Genomic DNA, 25,215 nt, shown 5'->3' with positions numbered 1-25,215 from the left:
CGGTTCGAGGCGTTGGTCATGACTGGCCGGCGCTGCTGCGTTGATGTGTGATGTGCACGGGGAATTCGTCGCCGGGCTCGGGCCAGGGCTGGCGTGTGAGCATGTCTTTGACCTCGACGTAGCCCTCCTCGATCAGGCCGGTCTTGGCGTCGAAGATGCGGTACCACTGCCGTTGGCTCTGGATGGGCTGGCCCTCCAGGACGATGAGGCGGACCTCGCCCTCGTCGAAGTGGCAGCGACGCTGCAGGGCTTCCAGGAGTTGCTCGTTGTGCAGGTGGCCTTCGCCGAAGTTCCACCCGACCAACGGCCCGGCGACGATCTCACCTTCGCGAATCTTGTAGTCGGCTTCGTTGTCGATGGCGCGGGGCAACAGCCCGTTGAGCGCCCGGCCGTGGGTGTGCATCGCCCGGAACGCGGCCGTCTTGTCGGCCATGATCTCCGCGGTCTCCAGGTCGTAGAGCTTGGCCAGCTGATTGATCACCAGCGGTGAGCTTTTCACCACGTTGGCTTCGATTTTGTCCTCGGCCCCGGCGCGGAAGCACCACACGCTGCTCGCCCAGTTGCCGGCGTAGTAGCGCATGGCGGGCAGGAACGAAATCTTCTTGGGGAACATGTTTCCCACGATGACGACGACGACCGCAGCCGCGATCAGGGTGAGCAACAGCGGCGACCGAAGGTCGGTGGCGCGAATCGCCCCGTAATGCCCGAAGAGGTAGAACAGCGAGAAGATGAAGAACACGTTCCACTCCAACGGAACCCCCATGGGCAGGTTGGACAGGATGTTGAAGTGGAAGATGACCATGAACCCGATGAGCAACCAGCGCCAGGGCTGATCGCCGGCGACGAACACCAGCACCGTGGGGACAATGAACTCCGCCGTGGTGCCGCCGACGTGGGCCATCATCTTGGGCAACCAGGTGGGGCGAAGGTCGTGCACCGGGTCGAGGTACAGCCGGTGCTTGATCGGTGTGAACAAGCGGCTGCGCAGCAACGCGTTGTTGCTCGTCATCACCGACACCACATAGGGGAAGTGGTGGTTGAGCTTGGAGGTAGCCGCCCCCCACCACAGGAACAGCATGATGATCTTGAACGCCGCGATTTGATCGGTGAACGGGAAGAAGAACACGAACAGTTTCAGCCAGTAGTGTTCGGCACGCGCGGCCAAGAAGATGGTCTTGTCCCGCAGGCCCACCAAGGCGAGCGCGACGATCGTGGGAATCACCCGCACCGGATCGATCAGCCCGACGTCGCCGGCGGCGGTGACCGGCCCACCATGACCGGGGGACAACAGCGCCCACACCCCGCCGATCAGCACGACGGCATACAGTGCGACATCGACAACGCTGCGGCTGTCGCCGCCGGTGAACGGAACTTTGCCCGGCCAAGGCGGCAGCCGAATTGTGTTGGGCCGCAACCAGTACAGGATGCCGCCGATCGGTGGCATGAACCGCCCGGTGAGTGGGCCGGAGCCGCAGCCCAGACCCGTCACCTCGAACAGCAGAGTGAAGACGATGACCTTTTGATAGACGATCGGCTGCGTCCACCAGTCCGCGATACGACCCAATCCGCCCAGCCCCGGGGTGAACGAGATGATCACCGCCGGAACAGCAATGTAGAGCGCGATCTTGATCAGGTAAAGGAGGTACACCGCATACGGTGTCCCGAAGCCGTGTTCGGCCCAGTGCCGGGTCACAACCTGCAGTCGTTCCGCCCGCGGCCGACTAGACCAGGTCTTGGCGTCGACGTCGGGAAGCTCCGGTGACATGAATCCCATGGCGGCCTCATTCTCGGTCTGAAACCAGATGGTGAGTCCAATGTATAGCGCCGGTCGCTACGATCTAGAGACTCGATGGCAAAGACGCCCCGAGGGAGCCTCTAAGGAGGAACGTGAGCGACACCGACAACGGCGAACCCGAAATCGGCAAATACGATCCTGGTCTGACGCAGCGGCTCATGGGTGTGATGCGGCCCGTTTTGAAGACCTACTTTCGAGCGGAAGTCCGCGGCCTGGATTCCTTCCCTCCGGGCGGGGCGCTGGTGGTCGGCAACCACTCGGGTGGCATGTTCCCTATGGACGTGCCGATCTTCAGCGTCCACTTCTACGAGAAATTCGGCTACGACCGGCCGGTCTACACGCTGAGCCACGACATTCTCTTCATGGGACTGACCGGTTCGCTGTTCCGGCGCACCGGTTACATCCGGGCCAATCGGGAGAATGCGGCCGAGGCGCTGCGCTCCGGCGGCGTGGTCGTCGTCTTTCCCGGCGGTGACTACGACGCGTACCGGCCCACCTCGGCGGAGAACGTCATCGACTTCAACGGCCGCAAGGGCTATGTGCGTACCGCGATCGAAGCCGGCGTGCCAGTGGTGCCCGCGGTCTCCATCGGCGGCCAGGAGACGCAGCTTTATTTGTCCCGCGGCACCTGGCTCGCCGAGCGGCTGGGCATCAAACGCTTGTTGCGCAGCGACATTCTGCCGCTGTCGTTCGGGTTTCCCTTCGGGCTGAGCGCCGCAGTCCCGCCAAATCTGCCGTTGCCCGCCAAGATCGTGACCCAGGTGCTCGAACCCATCGACATCGCCGCGCAATTCGGTGACGACCCGGATGTCGACGAGGTGGACGAGCATGTGCGCTCGGTCATGCAGCAGGCCCTCAACGAGCTGGCCGCCCAACGTCGCTTCCCGATTCTGGGCTGAGCCATGGCATCTCGGATTTCACAAACCCTCGAGCTGGTGTCCACCATGAGGCGCGCGGGGCTGATCGCGCCGATGCGGCCCGACCGCTACCTGAAGATCGCCGCGGCCATGCGCCGCGAGGGCATGGGCTTCACCGCCGGCTTCGCCGGTGCGGCGCAACGCTGCCCCGATCGGGCCGGACTGATCGATGAACTGGGCACCTTGACCTGGCGGCAACTCGAAGAGCGCAGCAACGCTTTCGGCGCGGCGCTGCAAGGCCTGCCCGGCGGGCCGCCGCGCGTGGTGGGGGTGATGTGCCGCAATCACCGCGGCTTCGTCGATTCGCTGTTGGGAGCAAGCCGCATTGGCGCCGACATCCTGCTGCTGAACACCTCCTTCGCCGGGCCCGCGCTTGCTGACGTGGTGACCCGCGAAGGTGTCGATGCCGTCATCTACGACGAGGAATTCACCGGCACCGTCGATCGCGCCTTCGCCGACAAACCCGACGTCACCCGCATCGTGGCCTGGGCCGATCAGCCGCACGAGGTGACCGTCGAACAGTTGATCGCCGACCACCAAGGGCAACGCCCGCAGCGCACCGGCGGCAAAGGCAAAGTGATCCTGTTGACCTCCGGCACCACGGGAACCCCCAAGGGCGCCAAGCATTCTGGCGGCGGAGGCGGAGTGCAAACCCTCCAGGCAATCCTGAACCGCACGCCGTGGCGGGCCGAGGAACCGATCGTCATCGTGGCGCCGATGTTCCACGCCTGGGGCTTCTCGCAACTGGTGTTGGCCTCGTCGCTGGCCTGCACCGTGATCACCCGCCGCAAGTTCGACCCGGAGGCGACGCTGGAGTTGATCGATCGACACCGGGCGACCGCGCTGGCGGTGGTGCCGGTGATGTTCGACCGCATCATGGACCTGCCGGAGGACGTGCTCAACCGCTACAGTGGCCGGTCGCTGCGGTTCGCCGCCGCATCGGGCTCACGGATGCGACCCGACGTCGTCACCTCATTCATGGACCGGTTCGGCGACGTGATCTACAACAACTACAACGCGACCGAAGCGGGCATGATCGCCACGGCGACACCGGCGGATTTGCGTGCCGCGCCCGACACGGCGGGCAGACCCGCCGACGGCACCGAAATCCGAATCCTGGACCAGGATTTCAACGACATGCCCACCGGTGAGGTCGGCACCATCTATGTCCGCAACGACAGCCAATTCGACGGCTACACCTCCGGCGCCACCAAGGACTTCCATGCCGGGTTCATGTCGTCGGGCGATGTCGGCTATTTGGACGAGTCCGGGCGGTTGTTCGTGGTCGGTCGCGACGACGAGATGATCGTCTCCGGCGGGGAGAACGTCTACCCGATCGAGGTGGAGAAGACGTTGGCGGCTCACCCGGAAGTGGCCGAGGCCGCGGTGATCGGCGTGGACGACGAGCAGTACGGCCAGCGCTTGGCGGCGTTCGTGGTACTGGAGCCGGGCGCACCGGCAGACGAGCAGGCGACCGTTGACAAGCTCAAGCAGCATGTCCGGGACAACCTGGCCAACTACAAGGTGCCCCGCGAGATCGCCATCCTCGACGAGCTGCCGCGCGGCAGCACCGGCAAAATCCAGCGCGCCGAGCTGCAAGCGAAGGTCAACGGCTGATGCCGCACTGGCTCCGGCGGCCGCGGCCATTGATCCGTGCCGTCGTGGAATTGGCCAACGCCGCCAATGGGTTACGGCCGTTGGCGCGTAAGGGTTACACCACCGTGCTGGTGTTCTGGTTCGGCTGGCCGACGTCGGAGGTGCCGGGCGTCTACTTCACCGTGTCGGCATTGGACGTGCTGCGTCGCGGCCGTCGCGGTGACTTCGCCGGGCGGCGCGGGAAGGCCGCTCTGGCGCTGACGGCCGCGTCGTGGGCCATCCTCGGTGTGATCCGCTACCGCGGCGCCACGACCCCCGGTCCAGTGCTGGAGGCGGGTTTGCGCGAGCAATTGGGCGACGACTATGCCGAGGCGCTGTCGGAGTTGCCGGAGCAGCCGACGCGGCGTGGGCGGCGCAATTTGCCGCTGCGCAATGTGGTGGTGCGGCGCCGCTATGTCGAGAAAGACAACATCGTGTCCTACGGCCCGCATGGCCGGGCCAACCTCGCCGACATCTGGCGGCGACGTGACCTGCCGCGCGACGGCAAGGCGCCAGTGCTGGTGCAGGTGCCCGGCGGCGCGTGGGTGATCGGGTGGCGTCGCCCGCAGGCCTACCCCCTGATGACCCACCTGGTCGCCCGCGGCTGGGTGTGCGTGTCGCTGAACTACCGGGTGGCGCCCGTGCATACCTGGCCGGATCACATCGTCGACGTCAAGCAGGCGCTGGCCTGGGTCAAGGAGAACATCGCACGCTACGGCGGGGACCCGGAATTCGTGGCGATCAGCGGCGGTTCGGCCGGCGGTCACCTGTCCGCCCTGGCTGCCTTGACGCCCAACGACCCGAAGTTTCAGCCGGGGTTCGAAGAAGCCGACACCTCGGTGGCGGCCGCCGTCCCCTTTTATGGCCGCTACGACTGGTTTTCGACCGAGGGTGAGGGCCGCCCCGAATTCGTCTGGCTGCTCGAGAAGCTGGTGGTAAAAAAGCAACTTCGCACCGACCGGGAGGTGTACCTCGACGCGTCCCCGATCCGTCAGATAACGCCAGACGCCCCACCGTTTTTCGTGTTGCACGGCCACGACGATTCCCTCATTCCCGTCGGGGAGGCGCAAGAGTTCGTCGACGAATTGCGTGCGGTGTCGAAGGCGCCGGTGGCCTACGCCGAGCTGCCCAACGCCCAGCACGCCTTCGACATCTTCGGGTCACCGCGAGCCCATGCCTCCGCCGACGCGGTGGCGCGGTTCCTGTCCTGGGTGTATGTGACCACTCGACGGTCCAACGGCAGGTAGCGCGTCTACTGCAGTTCGGCGGCGCGTTCCAATTCGGTCAGCGCCAAGTCCAGTGCGTCGGCCATTTCGTCGATGTCGTTGGCCACTTCCGGTGTCGTCACGAACCCGAAGTCGAGGTGGTCCTGGTAGGAGAAGCAGGTGATGTTCAGCGCCACATCCATGACCGGCGGACCAAGCGGCACAAGCGATTCCAATTTGGCCCCGGCCATGTAGAGCTCAAACGGCGGGCCCGGCACGTTGGACACCACCAGGTTGATGGGCGCCAAGTTGTGCGACAGGCCGCTGGCGGTATACGCGCGGGCGGCTAACTGCAGCAGCCCCGGCGGCGTCGTCTCGGTGAGGCCCATGATCTGATGTGCCGAAAGCGCTCTCGCCATTTCTTTGGCGCTCTGAGTGCTTTCGAAGATGGCCTTGAGCCGCTCGGCGGGGTCTTCGATGTCGGTCGCCAACGATGCGGTCATCGAGCTGATCTGATTCCCGACGTCGGATTTCGACTCTTCGGTGCGGGTGGAGACGGGGATCTGGGCGATCAGCGGCTTGCCGGGCAGTTCGTCGCGCTTCTTCAGGTATTCGCGGGCCGCCCCGGCCACGATGGCCAATACGACGTCGTTGAGCTTGACTCCGAAGGCGTCTTTGACCGCCTTGGCCCGGGCCAACTCCACCCGCGCGCTGGTGACCCGCCGGTGCGGCGACACGGGCGCGTTGAACCGGGTTTTGGGCGCATCGAAGTAGCCCGGCGGCTTGGTGCGCACGCCCAGCGCGGCGATCTGCTGGCGCACGGTCTGCTCGAGGAGACGGGCGATCCGAAACGGCGTCATCACGCCGACGTTGATCAGCGCTCCGATCGCCCGCCGTTCCAAGCCGGGGAGCTGAAAACCGGTCAGGGATCCCACTTTTTCTTCCTGGGGAGGTCGCGGTTCGGGGGTGACGTCGAGCAGGATCTCCCCCAACCCCGCGCCGGACACCCCGTCGACGATGGCGTGATGCATCTTGGTCAGCGTCGCGATACGGCCACCCTCGACACCCTCGATCACCCACAGCTCCCACAGCGGCCGCGAGCGGTCCAGCTTGTAGGACATCAGCCGGCCGACGAGTTCGTCGAGTTCGCGCCGGCCGCCCGGGGCGGGCACGCCGATACGGCGGACGTGGAAGTCGACGTCGAGTTCTTCGTCCTCGACGAACCACGGCCGGTCCAGCCCCAGCGGGGCGCCGGTGACCCGCCACCGCAGCTGGGGCAGTTCGGCCAGCCGTTCAGCGATCAGCTCACGGAGTCGGGCAAAGCTGTACTCCGGTGCGACGCTGGGATCACAGATCGCCAGTGCCCCGACGTGCATGTGCCAGCCTGCTGTCTCCGCCGACCAGAACGCCGCGTCCACACTCGAGAGCCGCTTCATGCCTTGAACCGTAGCCCTCGCAGGTCGTCGCGCAAAGGGGTTAGGCGTCCTCTAGCAAATCCGGCGTGACCGCCGATTCGGTGTCCGGGATACCGTCCACTTTGGCTTTCCGGTCGGCCATCGACAACAAACGCCGAATACGACCGGCGACAGCGTCTTTCGTCATCGGCGGATCGGCAAGCCGGCCCAGCTCCTCCAGCGAAGCCTGGCGGTGCTCGACCCGCAGCTTGCCGGCGGTGGCCAGGTGGTCGGGCACGGTGTCGCCGAGGATTTCGAGGGCGCGTTCCACGCGGGCGGCGGCGGCGACCGCGGCCCGCGCCGAGCGGCGCAGGTTGGCGTCGTCGAAATTGGCCAGCCGATTCGCCGTGGCTCGGACCTCGCGGCGCAGGCGGCGCTCCTCCCAGATCAGCCGGGTGTCCTGTGCGCCCATCCGGGTCAGCAAAGCTCCGATCGCCTCGCCGTCGCGGACCACCACGCGGTCGGCGCCGCGCACCTCGCGGGCTTTGGCGCTGACACCCAACCGCCGGGCCGCGCCGACGAGCGCCAAGGCGGCTTCGGGACCGGGGCAGCTGACCTCCAACGCCGAGGAGCGCCCAGGCTCGGTCAGCGAGCCGTGAGCCAAAAACGCTCCGCGCCAAGCGGCTTCGGCGTCACCGATGCTGCCGCCCACCACTTGGGCGGGCAGGCCGCGCACCGGGCGCCCGCGCATGTCGAGCAGGCCGGTTTGCCGCGCCAGCGCCTCCCCGTCGTTGGCGACCCGCAACACGTAGCGGGTGCTCTTGCGAATACCGCTGGCCGACAACACATGCACCACGGCGTTGTAGCCGTACAGGTCGAAGATGTCTTTGCGCAGCCGTCGGGCGATGCTGCCGAGATCGACCTCGGCTTCGACGACCACCCGCCCGGCCACGATGTGCAGCCCGCCGGCGAATCTAAGCAATGAGGTGACTTCCGCGCGTCGTGCACTGACCGATTTGACCACCAGACGGCTCAGCTCGTCCTTGACTTCGGTCGTCATCGCCACGCGTCGTCACCCCTTGGTCGTGCACTGTCTGGTGTGGCTGTCACCTGTGTCACCGCCGGGTCCCGGTTGCGGGCCCGCACCCCGTCCAGGACCGACGCCAGCTTGCCCGGGTCATGTAAAGGTGTACCAGGTCGGGACACGTCGGCGAAGTGCACCTCGGCCTGCAACAGCGTGGCGGTGCGGCGCAGTTGCTCGCGCTCGCGATCGCTGGGCACCCGGTCGGCGTCGATGATGATGTCGTGCACGGTGAACCCCGGGGCGTGTTGGGCGAGCACGTGCAGGTGACGCTCCACGGAGAAGCCGGCGGTCTCCCCCGGCTCGGCGACCAGGTTGAGCACCAGAGCCCGCCGGGCGGTGGTGGCCTGCAGCGCCGCGCGCAGGCCCGGTACCAGTACGTGCGGGATGACGCTGGTGAACCATGACCCGGGTCCTAGCACCACCAGGTCGGCGGCCATGATCGCGTCGACGGCCTGCCGAGTCGCCGGCGGATCGGCCGGCAGCAATCGCACCCGACGCACCTTGCCGGGCGTGCTCGCGATCGCCACCTGACCTCGGATCAGCCGGAACATGCGCGGATCGGTTTCCAGCCCCGACACGTCGGCCTCGATCTGCAGGGCGATCGGGCACATCGGCAGCACCCGGCCCTTGACGCCGAGGACGCGCCCCAGCTCGTCGAGTGCTGCGACCGGATCGGCCAGCACCTCCGACAGGCCGGCCAGCAGCAGGTTACCGATCGGGTGCCCGGCCAGCGCACCGTTGCCGCCGAACCGATGCTGCAGGATGGTCGCCCACAGTCGCCCGTAGGGACTATCAGATGCCAACGCCGCCAACGCCATTCGCAGGTCACCCGGGGGCACCACGTCCAGCTCGCTGCGCAGCCGGCCCGAGGAGCCGCCGTCGTCGGCGACGGTCACCACGGCGGTGACATGCGGCGTCAACCGCCGCGCCGCCGAAAGCGTCGCATACAGGCCGTGCCCGCCGCCCAGCGCGACGATGCCGTCGCTACTCGGTTGACTCATTCGCGACCCAGATCCCGGTGCAACACCCGAACCGCCAGTTGCGCGTCGGCTTGGAGCAAGCCCATCAGGGCCTCGGCGATCGCGACACTGCGATGCTTGCCGCCGGTGCAGCCGATCGCGACCGTCATGTAGCGCTTTCCCTCCCGGCGGTAGCCGTCGACGACTTGGGATAGCAATCGATGGTATGTCTCGAGGAACTCCGCCGCGCCCGGTTGGCCCAGCACATAGTCGCGCACTTCGGGATTCTGACCGGTCAGGGGGCGCAGCTCGTCGACCCAGTGCGGGTTGGGCAGGAAGCGCACATCCATGACCATGTCGGCGTCCATCGGCAGGCCGTACTTGAACCCGAAGGACTCGATGGTGACGCTGGTCGTCGCGCCGGCGTTGCCCCCGAACGCGCGCTCGATGCTTTCCCGCAAGCCTCGCACCGACAACGTGGAGGTGTCGATGATCAGGTCGGCGGTGGCGCGGACCGGAGCCAGCATGCGGCGCTCCGCGGCGATGCCTTCGGCCAGCGTCTGTTGTCCCTGCAAGGGGTGGCTGCGGCGATTCTGCTCGTAGCGGCGCACCAGCATGTCGTCGGAAGCCTCCATGAACACCACGCGCGGGGTGATGTTGCGGGTGGCCAGTTCGTTGCGGACTTCGTCGAGGTCTCCGGTGAATCCGCGGGAGCGGACGTCCATCACCACGGCGAGCTGGGTGATGCGGGAACCGGCCGCGAGCCCGAAGTCCACCATCCGGGTGATCAGCTGGGGTGGCAGATTGTCGGCGACGTACCAGCCGAGGTCCTCGAGCACCTTGGCCGCCGTGCCGCGCCCGGCTCCGGACAGCCCAGTGACCAGCACGACATCGATGCCCGCGTGGCTCTCAGCGGCCGGATTGTCGCTGTCTGCAACGTGGTTGGTCATTCGGCGGCAGCCTCGGTTTGGGTGGGCCGCAACGCCTCGAGGACGGCAGTGGCGGTGGCTACCCCGATACCGGGCACGGCGGTGATCTGGTCGACGGTGGCCTCCTTGAGGCGGGCGATCGAACCGAAGTGGGTGACCAGCGCTTTGCGCCGGTGCTCGCCGAGGCCGGGCACCGAATCCAGCGCCGAGGCGGTCATCCGCTTGGAACGTTTGCTGCGATGGTAGGCGATGGCGAATCGGTGCGCCTCGTCGCGCACCCGTTGCAGCAGGTAGAGGCCCTCACTGTTGCGCGGCATGATGATTGGGTCCGGCTCCGACGGCACCCAGATCTCTTCCAGCCGCTTGGCCAGGCCGATGACCGCGACGTCGGTGATGCCGAGTTCTTCCAGCACGGCGCTGGCCGCGTTGACCTGCGGCGCGCCGCCGTCGACGACGTACAAGTTGGGCGGGTAGGCGAAGCGGCGTGATTTGCCTTCCGGCGAGAGCATGTTGGGATCCTGCTTGTCGTGCAGGTGGCGCATGAAGCGGCGCCGGGTGACTTCGGCGATGGAGGCGACGTCGTCGGAGCGTCCCTGCCCGGCCGCTTCGCGGATGCCGAAGTGCCGATAGTCCGACTTGCGGGGCAAGCCGTCCTCGAAGACCACCAGCGACCCGACCACGTCGGTGCCCTGGACGTGGCTGATGTCGACGCACTCGATGCGCAGCGGTGCATCGGCCAGACCTAGGGCGTCTTGAATGTTCTGCAGGGCAGCCGATCTGGCGTTGAAGTCCCCCGCCCGCTTCAATTTGTGTTGCTGCAGAGCGTCTCTGGCGTTGCGTTGCACGGTGTCGGCGAGCGCTTTCTTGTCGCCCCGGCGCGGCACCCGCAGCGTGACCCGTGATCCGCGCAGGTCGGAAAGCCAGCTGGTCAGCTCTTCGGTGTTGGACGGCAGACACGGCACCAGCACCTCGCGCGGGACGGGATTGGTGGCCTCGTCGGCCGCGCCACCGAGTTCGGCCTGCTCGCCGTAGAACTGGGTGAGGAACTGCTCGACCAGCTGCTCTTCGCCGGAATCACTCGGGTCGCCGGGCTTCTCGACGATCCAGCCCCGCTGACCGCGGACCCGGCCGCCGCGCACGTGGAACACCTGCACCGCTGCTTCGAGTTCGTCGTCGGCGAAGGCGACCACATCGGCGTCGGTGCCGTCGCCCAGCACGACGGCCTGCTTCTCCATGGCCCGCTTCAGAGCGCCGAGGTCGTCGCGCAGGCGGGCCGCGCGTTCGAAGTCGAGTTGTTCGGCCGCGGCGTTCATCTGCTGTTCCAGCTCGCGGGCGAACCGGTCGGTCTTACCGGACAGGAAGTCACAGAAGTCCAAGACGATCTGGCGGTGCTGTTCGGCGCTCACCCGTCCCACACAGGGTGCCGAGCATTTGTCGATGTACCCGAGCAGACAAGGACGGTCGATCTGCTTGTGCCGCTTGAACACTCCTGCCGAGCAGGTGCGGGCCGGAAAGACCCGGGTGAGCAGGTCCAGCGTTTCGCGGATCGCCCAGGCATGGGAGTAAGGCCCGAAGTAACGGACCCCCTTGCGCCGCGGGCCCCGGTAGACCATCAGCCGGGGATACTCCTCGTTGAGGGTGACGGCCAGTGCGGGATACGACTTGTCGTCGCGGTAGCGGACATTGAAACGCGGATCGAACTCCTTGATCCAGTTGTATTCCAGCTGGAGCGCCTCGACCTCGGTGTTGACCACCGTCCACTCGACCTTGGCGGCCGTGGTGACCATCTGTCGGGTGCGCGGGTGCAGGCTGGAGATATCGGAGAAATACGATGTCAGCCTGCTGCGCAGGCTTTTCGCTTTGCCGACGTAGATGACGCGGCCGTGCGGATCCCGGAACCGGTACACGCCGGGCTCGACCGGGATGGACCCGGGTGCGGGGCGATAGGTTGCGGGATCTGGCACGTATCCAGGCTAGTGGTCGCGAGATGGGCGGGGGCTCGTCGGGATCGGTGGCGATGCGGCGGTGTCGGGTTTGCCCCGCAGCCGTTCGGGATCAGTCGTCGATGTGCGACGGCGGGTCGGCGAACGAGAAATCTCCGGGGCGCAGATCCGGTCCCATCACATCGCAGTTCTTGACGGGTGCCAGGTAGGAACTGGCGCCCCGGGGCATCAGCTGGGCAACCGCGACGCACCGTTGCCAGGTGCCATCAGGCTGTATCGGTCCATCGCACTTGCTGATGACGGGTCCGCCGTACAGACAACCGGCGCTGGCCGGCGGCGCCGCTGCGAGCAGCCCCGCAGGCACCAGCAGGGCCGCTACTCCTGCGACGATGCAGCGCTTCATAGTCGTCTCCCCTCACATCGCCGCCGGGGCAGTGCTTACGTGGGGTCAGCAGCCCGGCAACCATTGACGCTACCGCGTGGGTACCCGGATGTCGCCGGCTTCGGGGCGCTGATCTGCCCGGGGTCAAGCCGTGTGGCGGTCCAGCTGCGCCCGGCGTTTCGCCGCCCAGTCCGCCATCGGGAACCCCGGCTGCGCATCGCACACCGAAATGAGGAGCACCGCGCGGGTCACCGCGGCCAACCCGTAAGTGCAGGTCCAGTCCGGTCGGCCCATGGCCCAGTGGAAAACGTTGTCCTGCGGCGCGTCGAATTCGGTGACGCGCATCGGTTGGGAGGAGCCACTCGGGCTCACCCCGACCGCGTCGTCGCGGCAGTCCGACACGTCACTGAATGCCCGCCACACCACCTGGTGGGCGTCCAAGTCCTGGTCGTAGACGTCGATCGACTCGGCGTACTGCGCTGGCCCCCCGAAGGTGTACGCCGCCTCGGCGGAGTCTCGAGCGGCCGGCGGCCGCAGCGGGGAGTTCTTGAACAGCAAAGCCGCCGCACAGATCGGCGGCTGGACGCTGGTGAAGTAGTTGTCGCCGACCGGGACGACGTGCGCCGGTCCCAGTGGGGTGTCGTCCCCGTCGTGTAGCAGCAACTCGCGCGCCGACATCGGCACCTGGCCCGCGGCTCGCACTGGCCGGCCCGGCACCCACGTCGTGCAGGCGCCCGACCCGGCCGCGGCGACCAGCAGCGCCACTGCCATCGCGCTGCGCCGGCACCCGGCGGTCATCGAGCGGGCAGATCTGGCCGATAGCGGGCCAGCAGCGAGCGCACGGTGTCCATGGCCGTGACCGCCCGTTCCTTATCGACGGCCTGGATCGCCATCAGCGGAATGTACTCATCGTCGGGCAGGTCGATGCGAGCCCAACGACTACCGCCCGGAAAGGACACTCCGACAATGTCGGACCACGGTACGAGCCTGTCCGACAACACGTTACGCACCGAAAGCCCGGCCGCACCGACCCGCAGCCGGGGACGCGCGAGCAGTAACACCAACCCGGCCAGGATCAAGCCCAGCACACCCATCGCCACCTGATCGGCGGTCTGAAACACCACCCCGCTGGAGCTGACCTTGAGCAGCAGACCCACCACGACCAGGGCGACTGCGATGACGAACGCCGCGGCGTAGGCGAATAACGGCGTCAGCCGGGGACGCACCACAACATCCCAGCCGGCGTCGGACTTCACCGTCACCGCTGCGCCCGCAGTTCCCGCAGGGTAAGTGCGGTGGTCAGCGCCGCCGCGGCCGCTTGGGCGCCCTTGTCCTCCGTCGACGTGGAAAGCCCGGCCCGATTCAGCGCCTGCTCTTCGGTGTTCGTGGTCAGCACGCCGTTGGCAACCGGTGTGGACGCGTCCAGCGAGACGCGCGTCAATCCCTGTGTCACCGCGTCGCAGACGTAGTCGAAATGCGGTGTCTCGCCCCGGATCACCACTCCCAGTGCGACGACGGCGTCGTGATTGCGCGTCAATTCCTGTGCCACCACTGGGATTTCGATGGCGCCGAGCACCCGGACGACGGTCGGGTCGTCCACTCCGGAGTCGACGACTACCTTGCGGGCACCCTCCAACAGGGCATCACAAATCTTGGTGTGCCAGGTGCTGGCGACGATGGCGACGCGCAGGCCGGACGCGTCGAGGCTGGGCATGTCCGGCACGCCGGTGGCTGGGCTCATCGCCGCTGCTCCGCGCCACCCGGCCGGGCACCGTTACCGGGGCGACTCACAGCGCGCCGCCGAATTCACCTGGCATATGGGCTGATTCGTGGAATTCGTCCAGGCCCACCAGGTCATGGCCCATCCGGTCGCGTTTGGTCATCAGGTAGCGGATGTTCTCGGCATTGGCGCGCACCGGCAACGGCACCCGCTCGATGATGTGCAACCCGTAGCCGTCCAGACCTACCCGCTTGGCCGGATTGTTGGTCAGTAGCCGCATAGAGCGCACGCCCAGGTCCACCAGGATCTGCGCACCGATCCCGTAATCCCGTGCGTCAGCGGGCAATCCAAGTTTGAGGTTGGCGTCCACGGTGTCATCGCCGGCGTCCTGCAATTGATACGCCTGCAGTTTGTGCATCAATCCGATGCCGCGCCCTTCGTGACCGCGCATGTACAGCACGATGCCGCGTCCCTCGCGGGCCACCATGGCCATCGCCGCGTCCAACTGCGGACCGCAGTCGCAGCGGCGGGAACCGAAGACGTCACCGGTCAGGCACTCGGAGTGCACCCGCACCAGCACGTCGTCGCCGTCGGCGGTGGGTCCGGCGATCTCGCCGCGTACCAGGGCGACGTGTTCGACGTCCTCATAGATGCTCGAGTAGCCGATGGCCCGGAATTCGCCGTGCCGGGTGGGGATGCGCGCCTCGGCGATCCGCTCGATGTGCTTTTCGTGTTTGCGCCGCCATTCGATCAGGTCGGCGATGGTGATCAAAGCCAACCCGTGCTCGTCGGCGAACACCCGCAACTCGTCGGTCTGCGCCATCGCGCCCTCGTCTTTCTGACTGACGATCTCGCAGATGGCGCCGGCGGGCTGCAATCCCGCCATGCGGGCCAGGTCGACGGCGGCCTCGGTGTGACCGGGCCGGCGCAACACCCCACCGTCCTTGGCGCGCAACGGAACTACGTGACCAGGGCGGGTGAAGTCTTCGGCGACGCTGGACGGATTGGCCAGCAACCGCATCGTCGTCGCGCGGTCGGAAGCCGAGATACCGGTTCCCACGCCGAATTTGGCGTCCACGGTGACGGTGTAGGCCGTGCCGTGCTTGTCCTGGTTCACCGCATACATCGGCAGCAGACCCAGCCGGTCGCAGATCGCCCCGTCCAGCGGCACACAGAGATAGCCCGAGGTGTAGCGGACCATGAACGCCACCAGCTCAGGGGTGGCCTTCTCGGCGGCGAAAATCAGGTCGCCCTCGTTTTCGCGGTCCTCGTCGTCGATGACGATGACGGCCTTGCCGGCCGCAATGTCGGCAACCGCCCGTTCGACGGAATCCAACCTCGTCATCTATTACCTTGCCCGCCCCCGCCCGCGGCGAGAACTTTGTTCGACCGGCTCACACGAGAAGCCCACGTGTTCCATTCAGTATGAACCACCAGCACGCTGAACTTATTGCGATGGCGTTTTGAGGGGTGGGCCACACGGACCTAGGTCGTCGGGGTGGCGTGCAGGAGCCGTTCCACGTATTTCGCGATGACGTCTACCTCGAGGTTCACCTGCGTTCCGACCGGCGCGGCCCCCAGCGTGGTGAGCTCGCGGGTGGTGGGGATCAGGGAGACCTCGAACCAGTCCCGCGGTTGGGCGCCGAGGCCGGACACGGTCAGCGAGATGCCATCCACGGTGATCGAGCCTTTCTCGACGACATAGCGGGCCACGGTCGGGGGCACCTCGATCCGGACCACCTCCCAGTGCTCGGAGGGGGTTCGAGAAATGATTTCGCCGGTGCCGTCGACGTGGCCCTGGACGATGTGACCGCCGAGCCGGCTGTTGAGCGCCGCGGCGCGCTCCAGGTTCACCCGGCTCCCCTGCCGCAGGTCGCCCAAGTTGGACCGGTGCAACGTCTCGGCCATCACGTCGGCACTGAACTGCCCGTCGGGCAGGACGTCGACGACGGTCAGGCAGACGCCGTTGACAGCAATGGAATCGCCGTGGCCGGCGTCACTGGTGACAGTCGGCCCGCGGATGATCAGTCGGGCGGCGTCCGCGAGGTCTTCCCGGCCGGTGATCTGGCCCAGCTCCTCGACAATTCCGGTGAACATCGCACCAGGTTAATGACAGTTCCCGGGCCAGTGCACCCCACTGTGTCACCGGTCGCGTCACAGCCACCCTTTACGATGCAGGGTATGCATTTTCGCCGCGGCTTGTTCGCCGCCCTCGCCGCCCTGGGCGTGGCTACCACCTTGGTGGCCGGTTGCTCATCCGGATCCAAGCAGAGCGGCGGGCCACTGCCGGACGCGACGACGTTGGTCAAGCAGGCCGCCGAATCGACCAAGGCCGTCAAGAGTGGGCACATTGTGCTGACGGTGAACGGGAAGATCCCGGGCCTGTCGATGAAGAGCCTGAGCGGTGACCTGACCACCACCCCCACCGCGGCCAAGGGCAGCGCGAAGATCACCTTCGGCGGTTCTGACATCGACGTGGACTTCGTGGTGATCGACGGCGACCTGTTCGCCACGCTCACTCCCAACAAGTGGAGCGACTTCGGCCCGGCTTCGGACATCTACGACCCGTCGCAGATCCTGAGCCCGGACAAGGGCTTGGCCAACTTGCTGGCGAATTTCACCGACGCCAAGGCCGAGGGCCGCGAGTCCGTCAACGGACAGAGCACCATCCGGATCAGCGGAAAGCTGACGCCGCAATCGGTAAATGCCATCGCCCCGCCGTTCAACGCGACCGATCCAGTGCCGGCGACGGTCTGGATCCAGGAACAAGGGGACCATCAACTGGCGCAGGCCAAAATGGAGCGCGGGTCGGGTAACTCCGTGCAGATCACCCTGTCGAACTGGAACCAGCAGGTCCAGGTAACCAAGCCGCCGGTGACCTGATGACGACCATGCGGGCAGGACGCCGGATCGCGATCAGCGCGGGCAGCCTCGCGGTGCTGCTGGGTGCACTCGACACCTATGTCGTCGTGACGATCATGCGCGACATCATGAACAGCGTCGGCATCCCGGTGAACCAGCTGCAGCGGATCACCTGGATCGTCACGATGTACCTACTGGGCTACATCGCCGCCATGCCGCTGCTGGGCCGCGCGTCCGACCGGTTCGGCCGCAAGCTGATGCTGCAGGTGAGCCTTGCCGGTTTCATCGTCGGCTCGGTGGTGACCGCCATGGCCGGACACTTCGGGGACTTCCACATGCTCATCGCCGGCCGCACCATTCAGGGGGTGGCCAGTGGCGCACTGCTGCCCATCACCCTGGCACTGGGCGCCGACCTCTGGGCGCAGCGCAACCGCGCCGGTGTGCTCGGCGGTATCGGCGCGGCGCAGGAGCTGGGCAGTGTGCTCGGTCCGCTCTACGGCATCTTCATCGTCTGGCTGTTCCACGACTGGCGCGACGTGTTCTGGATCAACGTCCCGCTGACCCTGATCGCCATGGCGTTGATCCAGTTCAGCCTGCCGTCGCACGACCGCAGTGCCGAGCCGGAGAAGATCGACCTGGTCGGCGGCTTCCTGCTGGCGTTGGCTCTGGGCCTGGCGGTCATCGGCCTCTACAACCCCAGTCCCGACGGCAAACAGGTGCTGCCCAGCTACGGGTTGCCGCTGGTCATCGGGGCCGTGGTTGCCACGATCGCATTCTTCGTCTGGGAGCGCTTCGCCCGCACCCGGCTGGTCGAACCCACCGGGGTGCACTTCCGGCCGTTCCTGTCCGCCTTGGGCTCCTCGGTGTGTGCCGGCGCCGCGCTGATGGTGACGCTGGTCAACGTCGAACTCTTCGGCCAGGGCGTGCTGGGCAAGGACCAGAACCAGGCGGCCGGCATGCTGCTGTGGTTCCTGATCGCCTTGCCGATCGGCGCGGTGGTGGGCGGGTGGATCGCCACCCGGACCGGCGACTGGTTGATGACGTTCGTCGGACTGTGCATAGCCGCCGTCGGCTACTGGCTGATCTCGCTGTGGCGGGAGAATCTGCCCGACCAGGAACACAACATCTTCGGCTTGTTCAGCGTGCCGGCCATGCACGCCGACCTGCTGGTGGCCGGGCTGGGCCTGGGGCTGGTCATCGGGCCGCTGTCGGCGGCGACGCTGCGGGCCGTACCGGCCGCCCAACACGGCATCGCCTCGGCCGCGGTGGTGGTCGCCCGGATGACCGGCATGCTGATCGGGGTCGCCGCGCTCAGCGCCTGGGGCCTGTACCGCTTCAACCAGATCCTGGCCGGCCTGAACGCCGCGATCCCGCCTAACGCCACCCTGATCGAGCGGGCGGCCGCGATCGCCGGCCAGTATCAGAAGGCGTTTGCGTTGATGTACGGCGACATCTTCAAGGTGACGGTGGCCATTTGCCTGCTGGGAGCAGTGCTGGGCTTGTTGCTGATCGGCGCCCGCCATCGCGGCGAGGAGGAACCCGAGGACATCGGCGAACCGGTCGCGGTCGGGCAGGGTGGCGGCTCTTCAGCGCACCACTTACCGCGCCACGAGGCTCAGCAGCAGGTCGGGGCCAACCTGTTCGACGGCGTCGAACTGCCACCGCAGCGCGTTGGCGATGCTCGTTACCCCGACGTCGTCGACCGCGGTGACGGGCCCACCTAACAAGATCGGCGCCACGTAAGCCAAGATCCGGTTGATGCCACCGGCCCGCAAGAAGGCGCCGGCCAAGGTGGGACCGCCCTCGAGCAGGACGTCGGTGCGGTCGGCAAGCGCCCGGAGCACCTCCACGGGTTCGTGGGTGCGGATCACCATGGTGCGCGAGTCGTCGTTGAGCACCTTGGCGTCCGGCGGTAGATCGCGTTTGCCCACCACCACGCGCAGCGGCTGCTGCGGCGCCAGGGAACCGTCGGGCAACCGCGCGGTCAACGCCGGGTCATCGGCGAGAACCGTGCCGGTGCCCACCACGATCGCGTCGGCCAGCGCGCGGCGCCGGTGCAAGTCCTGCCGCGAGGCCTCGCTGGAGATCCACTGGCTGGACCCGTCGGCGGCGGCGCTGCGCCCGTCGATGCTGGTGGCGTATTTCCACGTCACGTGGGGCCATCCGGTGCGTTGCTTGTGCAGCCACTCGCGCAGCGGTCCGGCGGCCACCCGGTCGGCCAGGACGCCGGAGCGGACCTGCACGCCCGCCGCCGAAAGTCGACCGGCCCCGCCACCGGCGATGCCGTTGGGGTCGTCCACGCCGTAGATCACCGTCCCGACCCGGGCCTCGATCAACGCGTTCACACACGGCGGGGTCTTGCCGTAGTGGTTGCACGGCTCCATGGTGACCACCGCGATCCCCCCGGCCGCCAGACCGCCCGCTCGGCGCAGCGCCATCACCTCGGCGTGGTCGCCGCCGGCCGGTTGAGTGCCCCCGACCCCGACCACCCGGCCCTCCTGGTCCACGATGACGGCCCCGACGGGCGGGTTGGGGTAGGTCGTGCCCTTGACGTCGTAGGACTGCTGGATGGCGAGGGCCATCGCCTCCTCGATGCTCTTGACCTGCTCGACGCCGCTCATAGCGTCAGATGAGGGGACGCGGCGGCGGCCTGCCGCCGTAGCGCCTCGACAGCGGCGCTGGGATCCTCTGCGCCGTATACCGCCGATCCGGCGACGAAGCAGTCGACACCCGCCTCGGCGGCCTGTTCGATCGTGTCGTCGTTGATGCCGCCGTCGATCTCCACCACGATCTTCAACTCCCCCGAGTCGACCATCTTGCGGACGGTGCGAACCTTGCTCAGTACCTCGGGAATGAATTCTTGGCCACCGAAGCCCGGTTCGACCGACATGATCAGCAGCGTGTCGAATTGAGGCAGGATCTCCAGGTACGGCTCCAGCGGGGTCTTCGGTTTGACGCTGATGCCGGCTTTTGATCCGGCCGCGCGGATGTCGCGAGCCACGCCGACGGGGTTGTCGGTGGCTTCAGCGTGGAAGGTGACGTTGTAGGCACCGGCTTCGGCATAGGGCGGCGCCCAGCGATCCGGGTCGTCGATCATCAGGTGACAGTCCATCGGGACGTCGGTGACCGCGAGCAAGCTCTCGACCACCGGCAGGCCGATGGTCAGGTTTGGGACGAAATGGTTGTCCATCACATCGACATGGAGCCAATCCGCGCCGGTCACCGCCGCCGCTTCGTCGGCGAGGCGGGCGAAATTGGCGGCCAGGATGGACGGCGCAATGAGTGGACCCCCCGTGCTGCCAGGCATGTGCGACACCTTACTGAGCCTCGGGCCCATCCTCACGTTAGGCGGCGCAGCGCGGCGGCGAACATGGCGTCGGTGCCGTGGCGGTGCGGCCACAACTGCACCGCGGGCCCGTCGTCGGGTTCGACCGGCTCGAACAGCGGCCGGGTGTCGAGCGCCTCAACCGGGTGGCGGCGCAGCGCGTCGGCAACCACCCCTGCCGTCTCGGCCAGGTGCGGTGAGCAGGTTGCGTACAACACCACCCCACCCGGACGCGTCAGGGCGATCGCGGCGGCCAGCAGCTCACGTTGCAGCTTGGCCAGCCCTGGCACGTCGGCCGGCTGGCGCCGCCAACGGGCTTCCGGGCGGCGACGCAAGGCTCCCAAACCGGTGCACGGCGCGTCCACCAGTACCCGGTCGAAACCGGGCTCGAGCCCCGAGTCCCGCCCGTCGACCCGCACCACGTCGACCGGCAGCCCGCGGGTGTTCTCGACCACCAGGTCCGCCCGGTGGGCCAACGGCTCGACGGCCGTCACCCGGGCGCCCGCTGCCTCGCCCAACGCGGCCAGCAGCGCGGTCTTGCCGCCCGGCCCCGCACACAAGTCGAGCCACCGCCCGCCGTCATCCTCGACCGGCGCCAACGCCAAGGCGCGGGCCACCAGCTGACTGCCCTCGTCCTGGACCAGCGCCTGACCGTCGCGCACCGGATCGAGCAGAGCCGGGTCGCCGCCGGGCAGATACACCGCATACGGCGAGAAGCGGCCCACGCTGCCGTGCACCGCCTGGGCCAGTTGGTCGGCGGTCAACACCCCCGGACGGGCGGCCAGGTGAACCTGCGGCCGGTCGTCGTCGCTGGCCAGCGCCGCGTCGACTTCCGCGGCGGCCGCACCCAGCGCGTCGGCGAACGCCTGGGCGATCCAACGTGGATGGGCATGCACGAAGGCGGCATGCCCAATCGGGTCGGCTGCGGAATCTGGTGCCAGTTCGTCCACCCAGGCCTGCTCGTCGCGCCCGGCGATGGTGCGCAGCACCCCGTTGACGAATCCCGCTCGCGCCGAATCGAATTCGATGCCGGCTTGTTCGACGGTGGTAGACACTGCGGCGTGCGGTTCCACCCTGGTCCGCAGTAGTTGATACGTGCCCAGCCTGAGCAGGTCGAGCAGCACTGGATCGATCGCTTGCGGGGAACGCTTGGCGGCCGCACCGATCACCGCGTCGAGCAGGCCCTGGGTCCGGCAGGCGCCATAGGTCAATTCGGTGGCGAACGCGGCGTCGCGTCCGGTGATCCCCCGCTCGCGCAACAGGGCGGGCAACACCAAGTTGGCGTAGGCGTTTCGCTCGCTCACCGCGCGCAGCGCGTCAAACGCCGCCCGGCGTGCCGGGTCCAGCGGCCGGCGGCGCGGCCCACGGGGTTTACGGTTCATGACGCGCGCACCGAAGTGTCGAGCCGCGCGCCGCGTGCCCAGTCCGCGGCATTCATCAGCTTCTTGCCGGGCGGCTGAATTTGCCCGAGCCGCACCGGTGTTGAGCCGGTGCCAACCCAAACGTCCTTGCGCCCTACCTGAATCTCGCCGGGCTGCAACGGGTTCGGCGACTGCGGGTCAAGACACACCGGACCCACCTTGATCCGGAGGTCGCCGATGACCGTCCACGCACCCGGGTTGGGCGTTACGGCGCGGATGCGACGCTCGACGACGGGCGCGGGCAGATCCCAGCGGATCCGCGCCTCTTCGACGGTAATTTTCGGCGCCAAGCTGACCCCGTCGGCCGGCTGGGGCCGCGGAGTCAGCGTGTCATCGGCGATGCCGTCCAAGGTGGCCGACAACAGCGCTGCACCCGAAATTGCAAGGCGCTCAAGCAAATCGCCCGCGGTATCGGTTGGCCGGATGGTTTCGGTGACGACCCCGTAGACCGGTCCGGAATCCAAGCTGGGTTCGATCCGGAACGTCGTGGCCCCGGTAATCGCGTCTCCCGCCGCGATCGCGGCCTGCACCGGTGCCGCGCCTCGCCAGGCGGGAAGCAAGGAGAAGTGCAGGTTGATCCAGCCGCGCGGCGGAACGGCCAGCAACGCTTCGCGCAGCAGCGCACCGTAGGCCACCACCGGACAACAGTCGGGCGCCAGTTCCGCGAGTTCGGCGACGAACTCCGGTGAGTTGGGCCGGGACGGCCGCAACACCGGAATCCCCCTGTCGAGCGCCTCGCGCGCCACCGGCGACGGCTCTGGTTTGCCGCGCCGGCCAGACGCGGCGTCGGGTCGGGTGAGCACCGCAATCACCTCGTGGCGCGGTGACTCGATGAGCCGACGCAGCGCAGGCAGCGCGGGCTCGGGCGTACCGGCGAAGACAAGACGCACCGGGCCAGTCTAGGAAGCGCCGCAGTCGGTCGGGCGCCCACAGCCGCCGCGCACAATTCTTACCTCAATTTAATGTTGCATATGCATACTGTGTCCCACGAGCACTAAGGGCCTTTTGAGAGTAAGGAGACGCCATGAGCATCACCACCCCCGCGGTCATCGACTCGTCCCTGGCTGCCACCCATCGCGCCATGTGGGCGCTGGGTGACTACGCATTGATGGCCGAACAAGTGATGGCGCCGCTGGGCCCGATCCTGGTCGCCGCCACCGGCATCGGCCCCGGCGACCGGGTGCTCGACGTCGCCGCCGGCTCCGGGAACATCTCCCTGCCGGCGGCCGAGACCGGAGCGTGCGTGGTGTCCACCGATCTCACCCCCGAGTTGCTGCGGCGGTCACAGGCTCGGGCCGTCGCGCAGGGCCTCAAACTGCACTATCAGGAAGCCGACGCCCAAGCGCTGCCCTTCGGCGACAACGCATTCGATGCGGTGATCTCAGCGATCGGCGTGATGTTCGCGCCCGACCATCAGCGGGCAGCCCGCGAGCTGGTCCGGGTGTGCCGCCCGGGCGGCATCATCGGGGTGATCAGCTGGACCCCTGAAGGGTTCTTCGGCCGAATGCTGGCCACCCTCCGTCCCTACCGGCCCAGCTTGTCCGCGGCGCTGCCGCCGTCGGCGTTGTGGGGACGCCAGGCCTACGTCACTGGACTCTTCGGCAATCGCGTGGTCGGTGCCGACGTGCGACGCGGGCAACTCAAAGTGGACCGGTTCGGCACCGCCCAAGCCGTCCACGACTACTTCAAGCACCACTACGGCCCCACGATCGAGGCATATGCCAACATCGGCGGCAACGCCGTGCTGGCCGCCGAACTCGACACGCAGTTGCTCGAACTCGCCGGGGAATATCTGAACGACGGCGTCATGGAATGGGAGTACCTGCTGCTCGTCGCCGACAAGGGATGACCCGGCCGCCGCCTACAGCTGATCGATATCGACGTGGGCGTCGGGTTCTCCGCCGGCGGCCGCGAACGCGGTCAGGGCCCGCACCAGACCGTGGCGTTCGGCCGGCGGCATCTTCTCGACGATTCGCGCGATCTCGGCGCGACGATTTGCGGTGACCTTGGCGACGACGTCTCGCCCCTTCTTGGTCAGCGCGGCGAGCAGTTCGCGGCGGGAGGTGGGGTGTGGCAGACGGTCGATCATGCCGGCGCTGACCAGCCGATCGACCATCCGCCCCGTCGCCGACGGCTGCACGCCGAGCAGCGTCGCCAAGGTCGCCAGATTGATCGGACCCCGATTCGACAGGATGACCAGGGTGCGGAACTGCGGGATGGTGAGGCTGTCGTCGACCATCGCAATGGAATGAGCCGAGATGGCGACCAGTAACCGCGATGCCGTCAGCAGCGCGTCGGTGATGAAATCGAGCGACTCATCGGCTGCTGCTGCGTTCTCCGTGGTCATGGAGGCCCCTTCCCCGCGCACCGGGATACAGCAAAAAGAAAGTGTAACTATCTATTGCGGACAGTTGCTAGGGGCCATGGTCGGTTATCCGATATGCAGCGGGTCGATCTGCACCCGCACCGGTTCCTGAGTCTGTCGCGCACTGAGCACCCCGACCGCCCCACGCAGCGCCGTCGCCAGCGCCAGTCCCTGGTCCCGACGCACGCGCACCAGCATCCGGGTGACCTGCCCGTCCGCGGGTGTGCCCGCGGGACGCCGGGCGCCGGCGGGCAGATCGACCGGCCCCAGCAGATCCGCGTCGGCGGGTAAGCGGGCCTCGGCCAGCAGCCCGTGCACCGCCTCGCCGGTGCCGTCGAGCGCGGCGATGTGCACACTGGGCGGCAAGCCGACCTCGGCCCGGGCCGCCAATTCGGTGTCGGCATGGCCGACCGGATCCCACCGAATCAGCGCTTGCACGGTGGGAATGGACGATTCGGCGACCACAATCACCACCCCGCCGTCACCGCGTGCCCGAACCAGCGCGGCCGCATTCATCCAGCGCCACAAGGCTTCCTCGGCGGCGCGCAGATCCTGCCTGCCCAGCAGCGCCCAGGTATCGAGCAGCAACGCCGCGCCGTAGCCGCCGTCGGCGCGCGGTTCTGCGCCCGGGGTGGCGACCACCACTGCCGGCTTGGCCGGAACCTCGGACACGACCGCTTCGCCGGCCGACGTGATCACCGGCGCCCCGGGAAGTGCCCGGCCCAATTCTTCGGCGGTGCGCCGCGCCCCCACGACGACCGCGCGCAGGGCATCGGACCCGCACCGCACACACCGCGGCGCCGGATCGACCCGGCCACACCACCGGCACACCGTCCCGCCGCCCCGGTCAAGCAAGGACAGGGGCCCGGTGCATTGCCGGCACCGCGCGATCGCGCGGCAGCGCCCGCACGCCAGCGACGGCACATACCCACGGCGCGGCACCTGCACCAACACCGGCGCGTCGGCCTCCAGCGCGGATCGGGCGGCGCGTAACGCGATGGACGGAAGCCGGGCGGTGCGGGCGGCCGGGTCGCGTTCTTCGGCGTAGCCGCTGTCGTCGAGCGCGACCACGCGGGGGCTGCGGGCCCGGACCACCGGGCGGGCGGCGACAATGTCGTGTGCCCAGCCGCTGCGTACCAGCGCGTGGCCTTCGGCCGTGCGGGCGTACCCGCCGATCAGCGCGGCGCAGCGGGCTTGGTGGGCGCGCAGCGCGGTGTTCGCCCCACTGGGCGAATTGGGCCTGGTCATGGTGTGGGCCGACGCCGACGACAGCCTCGCC

Annotated in this window: 22 protein-coding genes and 2 pseudogenes; 6 read left to right on the top strand and 18 right to left on the bottom strand. The window is 67.7% G+C overall.

Going from position 1 to position 25,215, the window contains the following annotated elements:
* Window positions 1-16 precede the first annotated feature (16 nt).
* Window positions 17-1,774 (bottom strand): DUF3556 domain-containing protein, encoded by a 1,758-nt coding sequence (locus A9W95_RS20775; RefSeq protein WP_067417121.1) that lies wholly within the window; start codon window positions 1,772-1,774, stop codon window positions 17-19.
* 179 nt (window positions 1,775-1,953) lie between these two features.
* Between A9W95_RS20775 and A9W95_RS20770 the strand changes: the two genes are divergently transcribed.
* Genes A9W95_RS20770 through A9W95_RS20760 form a run of 3 tightly spaced genes read left to right on the top strand, consistent with a single transcriptional unit; the run spans window position 1,954 to window position 5,594 of the window.
* Window positions 1,954-2,694, top strand: coding sequence for a 1-acyl-sn-glycerol-3-phosphate acyltransferase (locus A9W95_RS20770; RefSeq protein WP_371328101.1), 741 nt, complete (start codon window positions 1,954-1,956; stop codon window positions 2,692-2,694).
* 3 nt (window positions 2,695-2,697) lie between these two features.
* Window positions 2,698-4,329, top strand: a complete 1,632-nt coding sequence (gene fadD12, locus A9W95_RS20765) for an acyl-CoA ligase FadD12 (RefSeq protein ID WP_067417114.1) — start codon at window positions 2,698-2,700, stop codon at window positions 4,327-4,329.
* Complete coding sequence (locus A9W95_RS20760; protein WP_067417112.1) at window positions 4,329-5,594, top strand: alpha/beta hydrolase; 1,266 nt, start codon at window positions 4,329-4,331, stop codon at window positions 5,592-5,594. Before fadD12 ends, A9W95_RS20760 begins: the two co-directional genes overlap by 1 nt.
* 5 nt (window positions 5,595-5,599) lie before the next feature.
* Here A9W95_RS20760 and A9W95_RS20755 read toward each other — a convergent pair whose 3' ends face one another.
* From A9W95_RS20755 to A9W95_RS20705, 11 genes are all read right to left on the bottom strand, one after another.
* Window positions 5,600-6,988: a wax ester/triacylglycerol synthase family O-acyltransferase gene (locus A9W95_RS20755; RefSeq protein WP_067417110.1), complete on the bottom strand. Its 1,389-nt coding sequence runs from the start codon at window positions 6,986-6,988 to the stop codon at window positions 5,600-5,602.
* Window positions 6,989-7,028: 40 nt separating this feature from the next.
* Entirely contained in the window at window positions 7,029-8,006 is a 978-nt protein-coding gene (gene whiA / locus A9W95_RS20750) for a DNA-binding protein WhiA (RefSeq protein ID WP_082983236.1), read from the bottom strand.
* Window positions 8,003-9,031 (bottom strand): YvcK family protein, encoded by a 1,029-nt coding sequence (locus A9W95_RS20745; RefSeq protein WP_067417106.1) that lies wholly within the window; start codon window positions 9,029-9,031, stop codon window positions 8,003-8,005. Before A9W95_RS20745 ends, whiA begins: the two co-directional genes overlap by 4 nt.
* On the bottom strand, window positions 9,028-9,939 hold the full coding sequence (gene rapZ, locus A9W95_RS20740) for an RNase adapter RapZ (protein ID WP_067417103.1): 912 nt from the start codon (window positions 9,937-9,939) through the stop codon (window positions 9,028-9,030). Before rapZ ends, A9W95_RS20745 begins: the two co-directional genes overlap by 4 nt.
* Window positions 9,936-11,882 carry an excinuclease ABC subunit UvrC gene (gene uvrC / locus A9W95_RS20735; protein ID WP_067417101.1) on the bottom strand — a complete coding sequence of 649 codons (1,947 nt, stop codon included), beginning with the start codon at window positions 11,880-11,882 and terminating at the stop codon, window positions 9,936-9,938. The genes rapZ and uvrC overlap by 4 nt, the downstream gene beginning before the upstream one ends.
* Before the next feature lie 91 nt (window positions 11,883-11,973).
* Window positions 11,974-12,264 carry a hypothetical protein gene (locus tag A9W95_RS20730; protein WP_067417098.1) on the bottom strand — a complete coding sequence of 97 codons (291 nt, stop codon included), beginning with the start codon at window positions 12,262-12,264 and terminating at the stop codon, window positions 11,974-11,976.
* A 123-nt stretch (window positions 12,265-12,387) separates the two neighbouring features.
* Window positions 12,388-13,041 (bottom strand): hypothetical protein, encoded by a 654-nt coding sequence (locus A9W95_RS20725; protein WP_253851718.1) that lies wholly within the window; start codon window positions 13,039-13,041, stop codon window positions 12,388-12,390.
* Window positions 13,038-13,499 (bottom strand): PH domain-containing protein, encoded by a 462-nt coding sequence (locus tag A9W95_RS20720; RefSeq protein ID WP_156746318.1) that lies wholly within the window; start codon window positions 13,497-13,499, stop codon window positions 13,038-13,040. The genes A9W95_RS20725 and A9W95_RS20720 overlap by 4 nt, the downstream gene beginning before the upstream one ends.
* Window positions 13,500-13,501: 2 nt before the next feature.
* Window positions 13,502-13,984, bottom strand: a complete 483-nt coding sequence (gene ribH, locus A9W95_RS20715) for a 6,7-dimethyl-8-ribityllumazine synthase (protein ID WP_067417093.1) — start codon at window positions 13,982-13,984, stop codon at window positions 13,502-13,504.
* 46 nt (window positions 13,985-14,030) lie between these two features.
* Window positions 14,031-15,308 carry a bifunctional 3,4-dihydroxy-2-butanone-4-phosphate synthase/GTP cyclohydrolase II gene (locus A9W95_RS20710; RefSeq protein WP_067417090.1) on the bottom strand — a complete coding sequence of 426 codons (1,278 nt, stop codon included), beginning with the start codon at window positions 15,306-15,308 and terminating at the stop codon, window positions 14,031-14,033.
* Window positions 15,309-15,448: 140 nt separating this feature from the next.
* Complete coding sequence (locus A9W95_RS20705) at window positions 15,449-16,060, bottom strand: riboflavin synthase (RefSeq protein WP_067417087.1); 612 nt, start codon at window positions 16,058-16,060, stop codon at window positions 15,449-15,451.
* 84 nt (window positions 16,061-16,144) lie between these two features.
* Between A9W95_RS20705 and A9W95_RS20700 the strand changes: the two genes are divergently transcribed.
* Together A9W95_RS20700 and A9W95_RS20695 are read left to right on the top strand one after the other, a co-directional pair.
* The gene (locus A9W95_RS20700) at window positions 16,145-16,846 is read left to right on the top strand and encodes an LppX_LprAFG lipoprotein (protein WP_067417084.1); all 702 of its coding nucleotides are present in this window, start codon (window positions 16,145-16,147) and stop codon (window positions 16,844-16,846) included.
* 8 nt (window positions 16,847-16,854) lie between these two features.
* A pseudogene (locus A9W95_RS20695) lies at window positions 16,855-18,399 on the top strand (MFS transporter); the annotation flags it as partial.
* Window positions 18,400-18,423: 24 nt separating this feature from the next.
* Here A9W95_RS20695 and ribD read toward each other — a convergent pair.
* From ribD to fmt, 4 genes are read right to left on the bottom strand one after another with little or no spacing between them, the layout of a single operon-like run.
* On the bottom strand, window positions 18,424-19,446 hold the full coding sequence (gene ribD, locus A9W95_RS20690) for a bifunctional diaminohydroxyphosphoribosylaminopyrimidine deaminase/5-amino-6-(5-phosphoribosylamino)uracil reductase RibD (RefSeq protein ID WP_067417081.1): 1,023 nt from the start codon (window positions 19,444-19,446) through the stop codon (window positions 18,424-18,426).
* Complete coding sequence (rpe, locus tag A9W95_RS20685) at window positions 19,443-20,141, bottom strand: ribulose-phosphate 3-epimerase (protein ID WP_156746316.1); 699 nt, start codon at window positions 20,139-20,141, stop codon at window positions 19,443-19,445. The genes ribD and rpe overlap by 4 nt, the downstream gene beginning before the upstream one ends.
* Before the next feature lie 23 nt (window positions 20,142-20,164).
* The gene (locus A9W95_RS20680) at window positions 20,165-21,532 is read right to left on the bottom strand and encodes an RsmB/NOP family class I SAM-dependent RNA methyltransferase (protein WP_067417077.1); all 1,368 of its coding nucleotides are present in this window, start codon (window positions 21,530-21,532) and stop codon (window positions 20,165-20,167) included.
* Window positions 21,529-22,461, bottom strand: coding sequence for a methionyl-tRNA formyltransferase (fmt, locus tag A9W95_RS20675; RefSeq protein WP_067417075.1), 933 nt, complete (start codon window positions 22,459-22,461; stop codon window positions 21,529-21,531). Before fmt ends, A9W95_RS20680 begins: the two co-directional genes overlap by 4 nt.
* A gap of 134 nt (window positions 22,462-22,595) precedes the next feature.
* Here fmt and A9W95_RS20670 point away from each other — a divergent pair, with 134 nt between their 5' ends.
* Entirely contained in the window at window positions 22,596-23,420 is an 825-nt protein-coding gene (locus A9W95_RS20670; protein ID WP_067417072.1) for a class I SAM-dependent methyltransferase, read from the top strand.
* Window positions 23,421-23,432: 12 nt separating this feature from the next.
* Here the strand turns inward: A9W95_RS20670 and A9W95_RS20665 are convergent, their stop codons facing one another.
* Both A9W95_RS20665 and A9W95_RS20660 read right to left on the bottom strand, forming a co-directional pair.
* Window positions 23,433-23,918, bottom strand: coding sequence for a MarR family winged helix-turn-helix transcriptional regulator (locus A9W95_RS20665; RefSeq protein ID WP_067417069.1), 486 nt, complete (start codon window positions 23,916-23,918; stop codon window positions 23,433-23,435).
* Window positions 23,919-24,002: 84 nt separating this feature from the next.
* Window positions 24,003-25,215 (bottom strand): annotated as a pseudogene (locus A9W95_RS20660) (primosome assembly protein PriA); the annotation flags it as partial.

Origin of the sequence: Mycobacterium sp. 1423905.2 (genome assembly GCF_001673155.1) — a bacterium.
Lineage (GTDB): Bacteria > Actinomycetota > Actinomycetes > Mycobacteriales > Mycobacteriaceae > Mycobacterium.
This window is presented reverse-complemented; position numbering and strand designations above follow the sequence as displayed.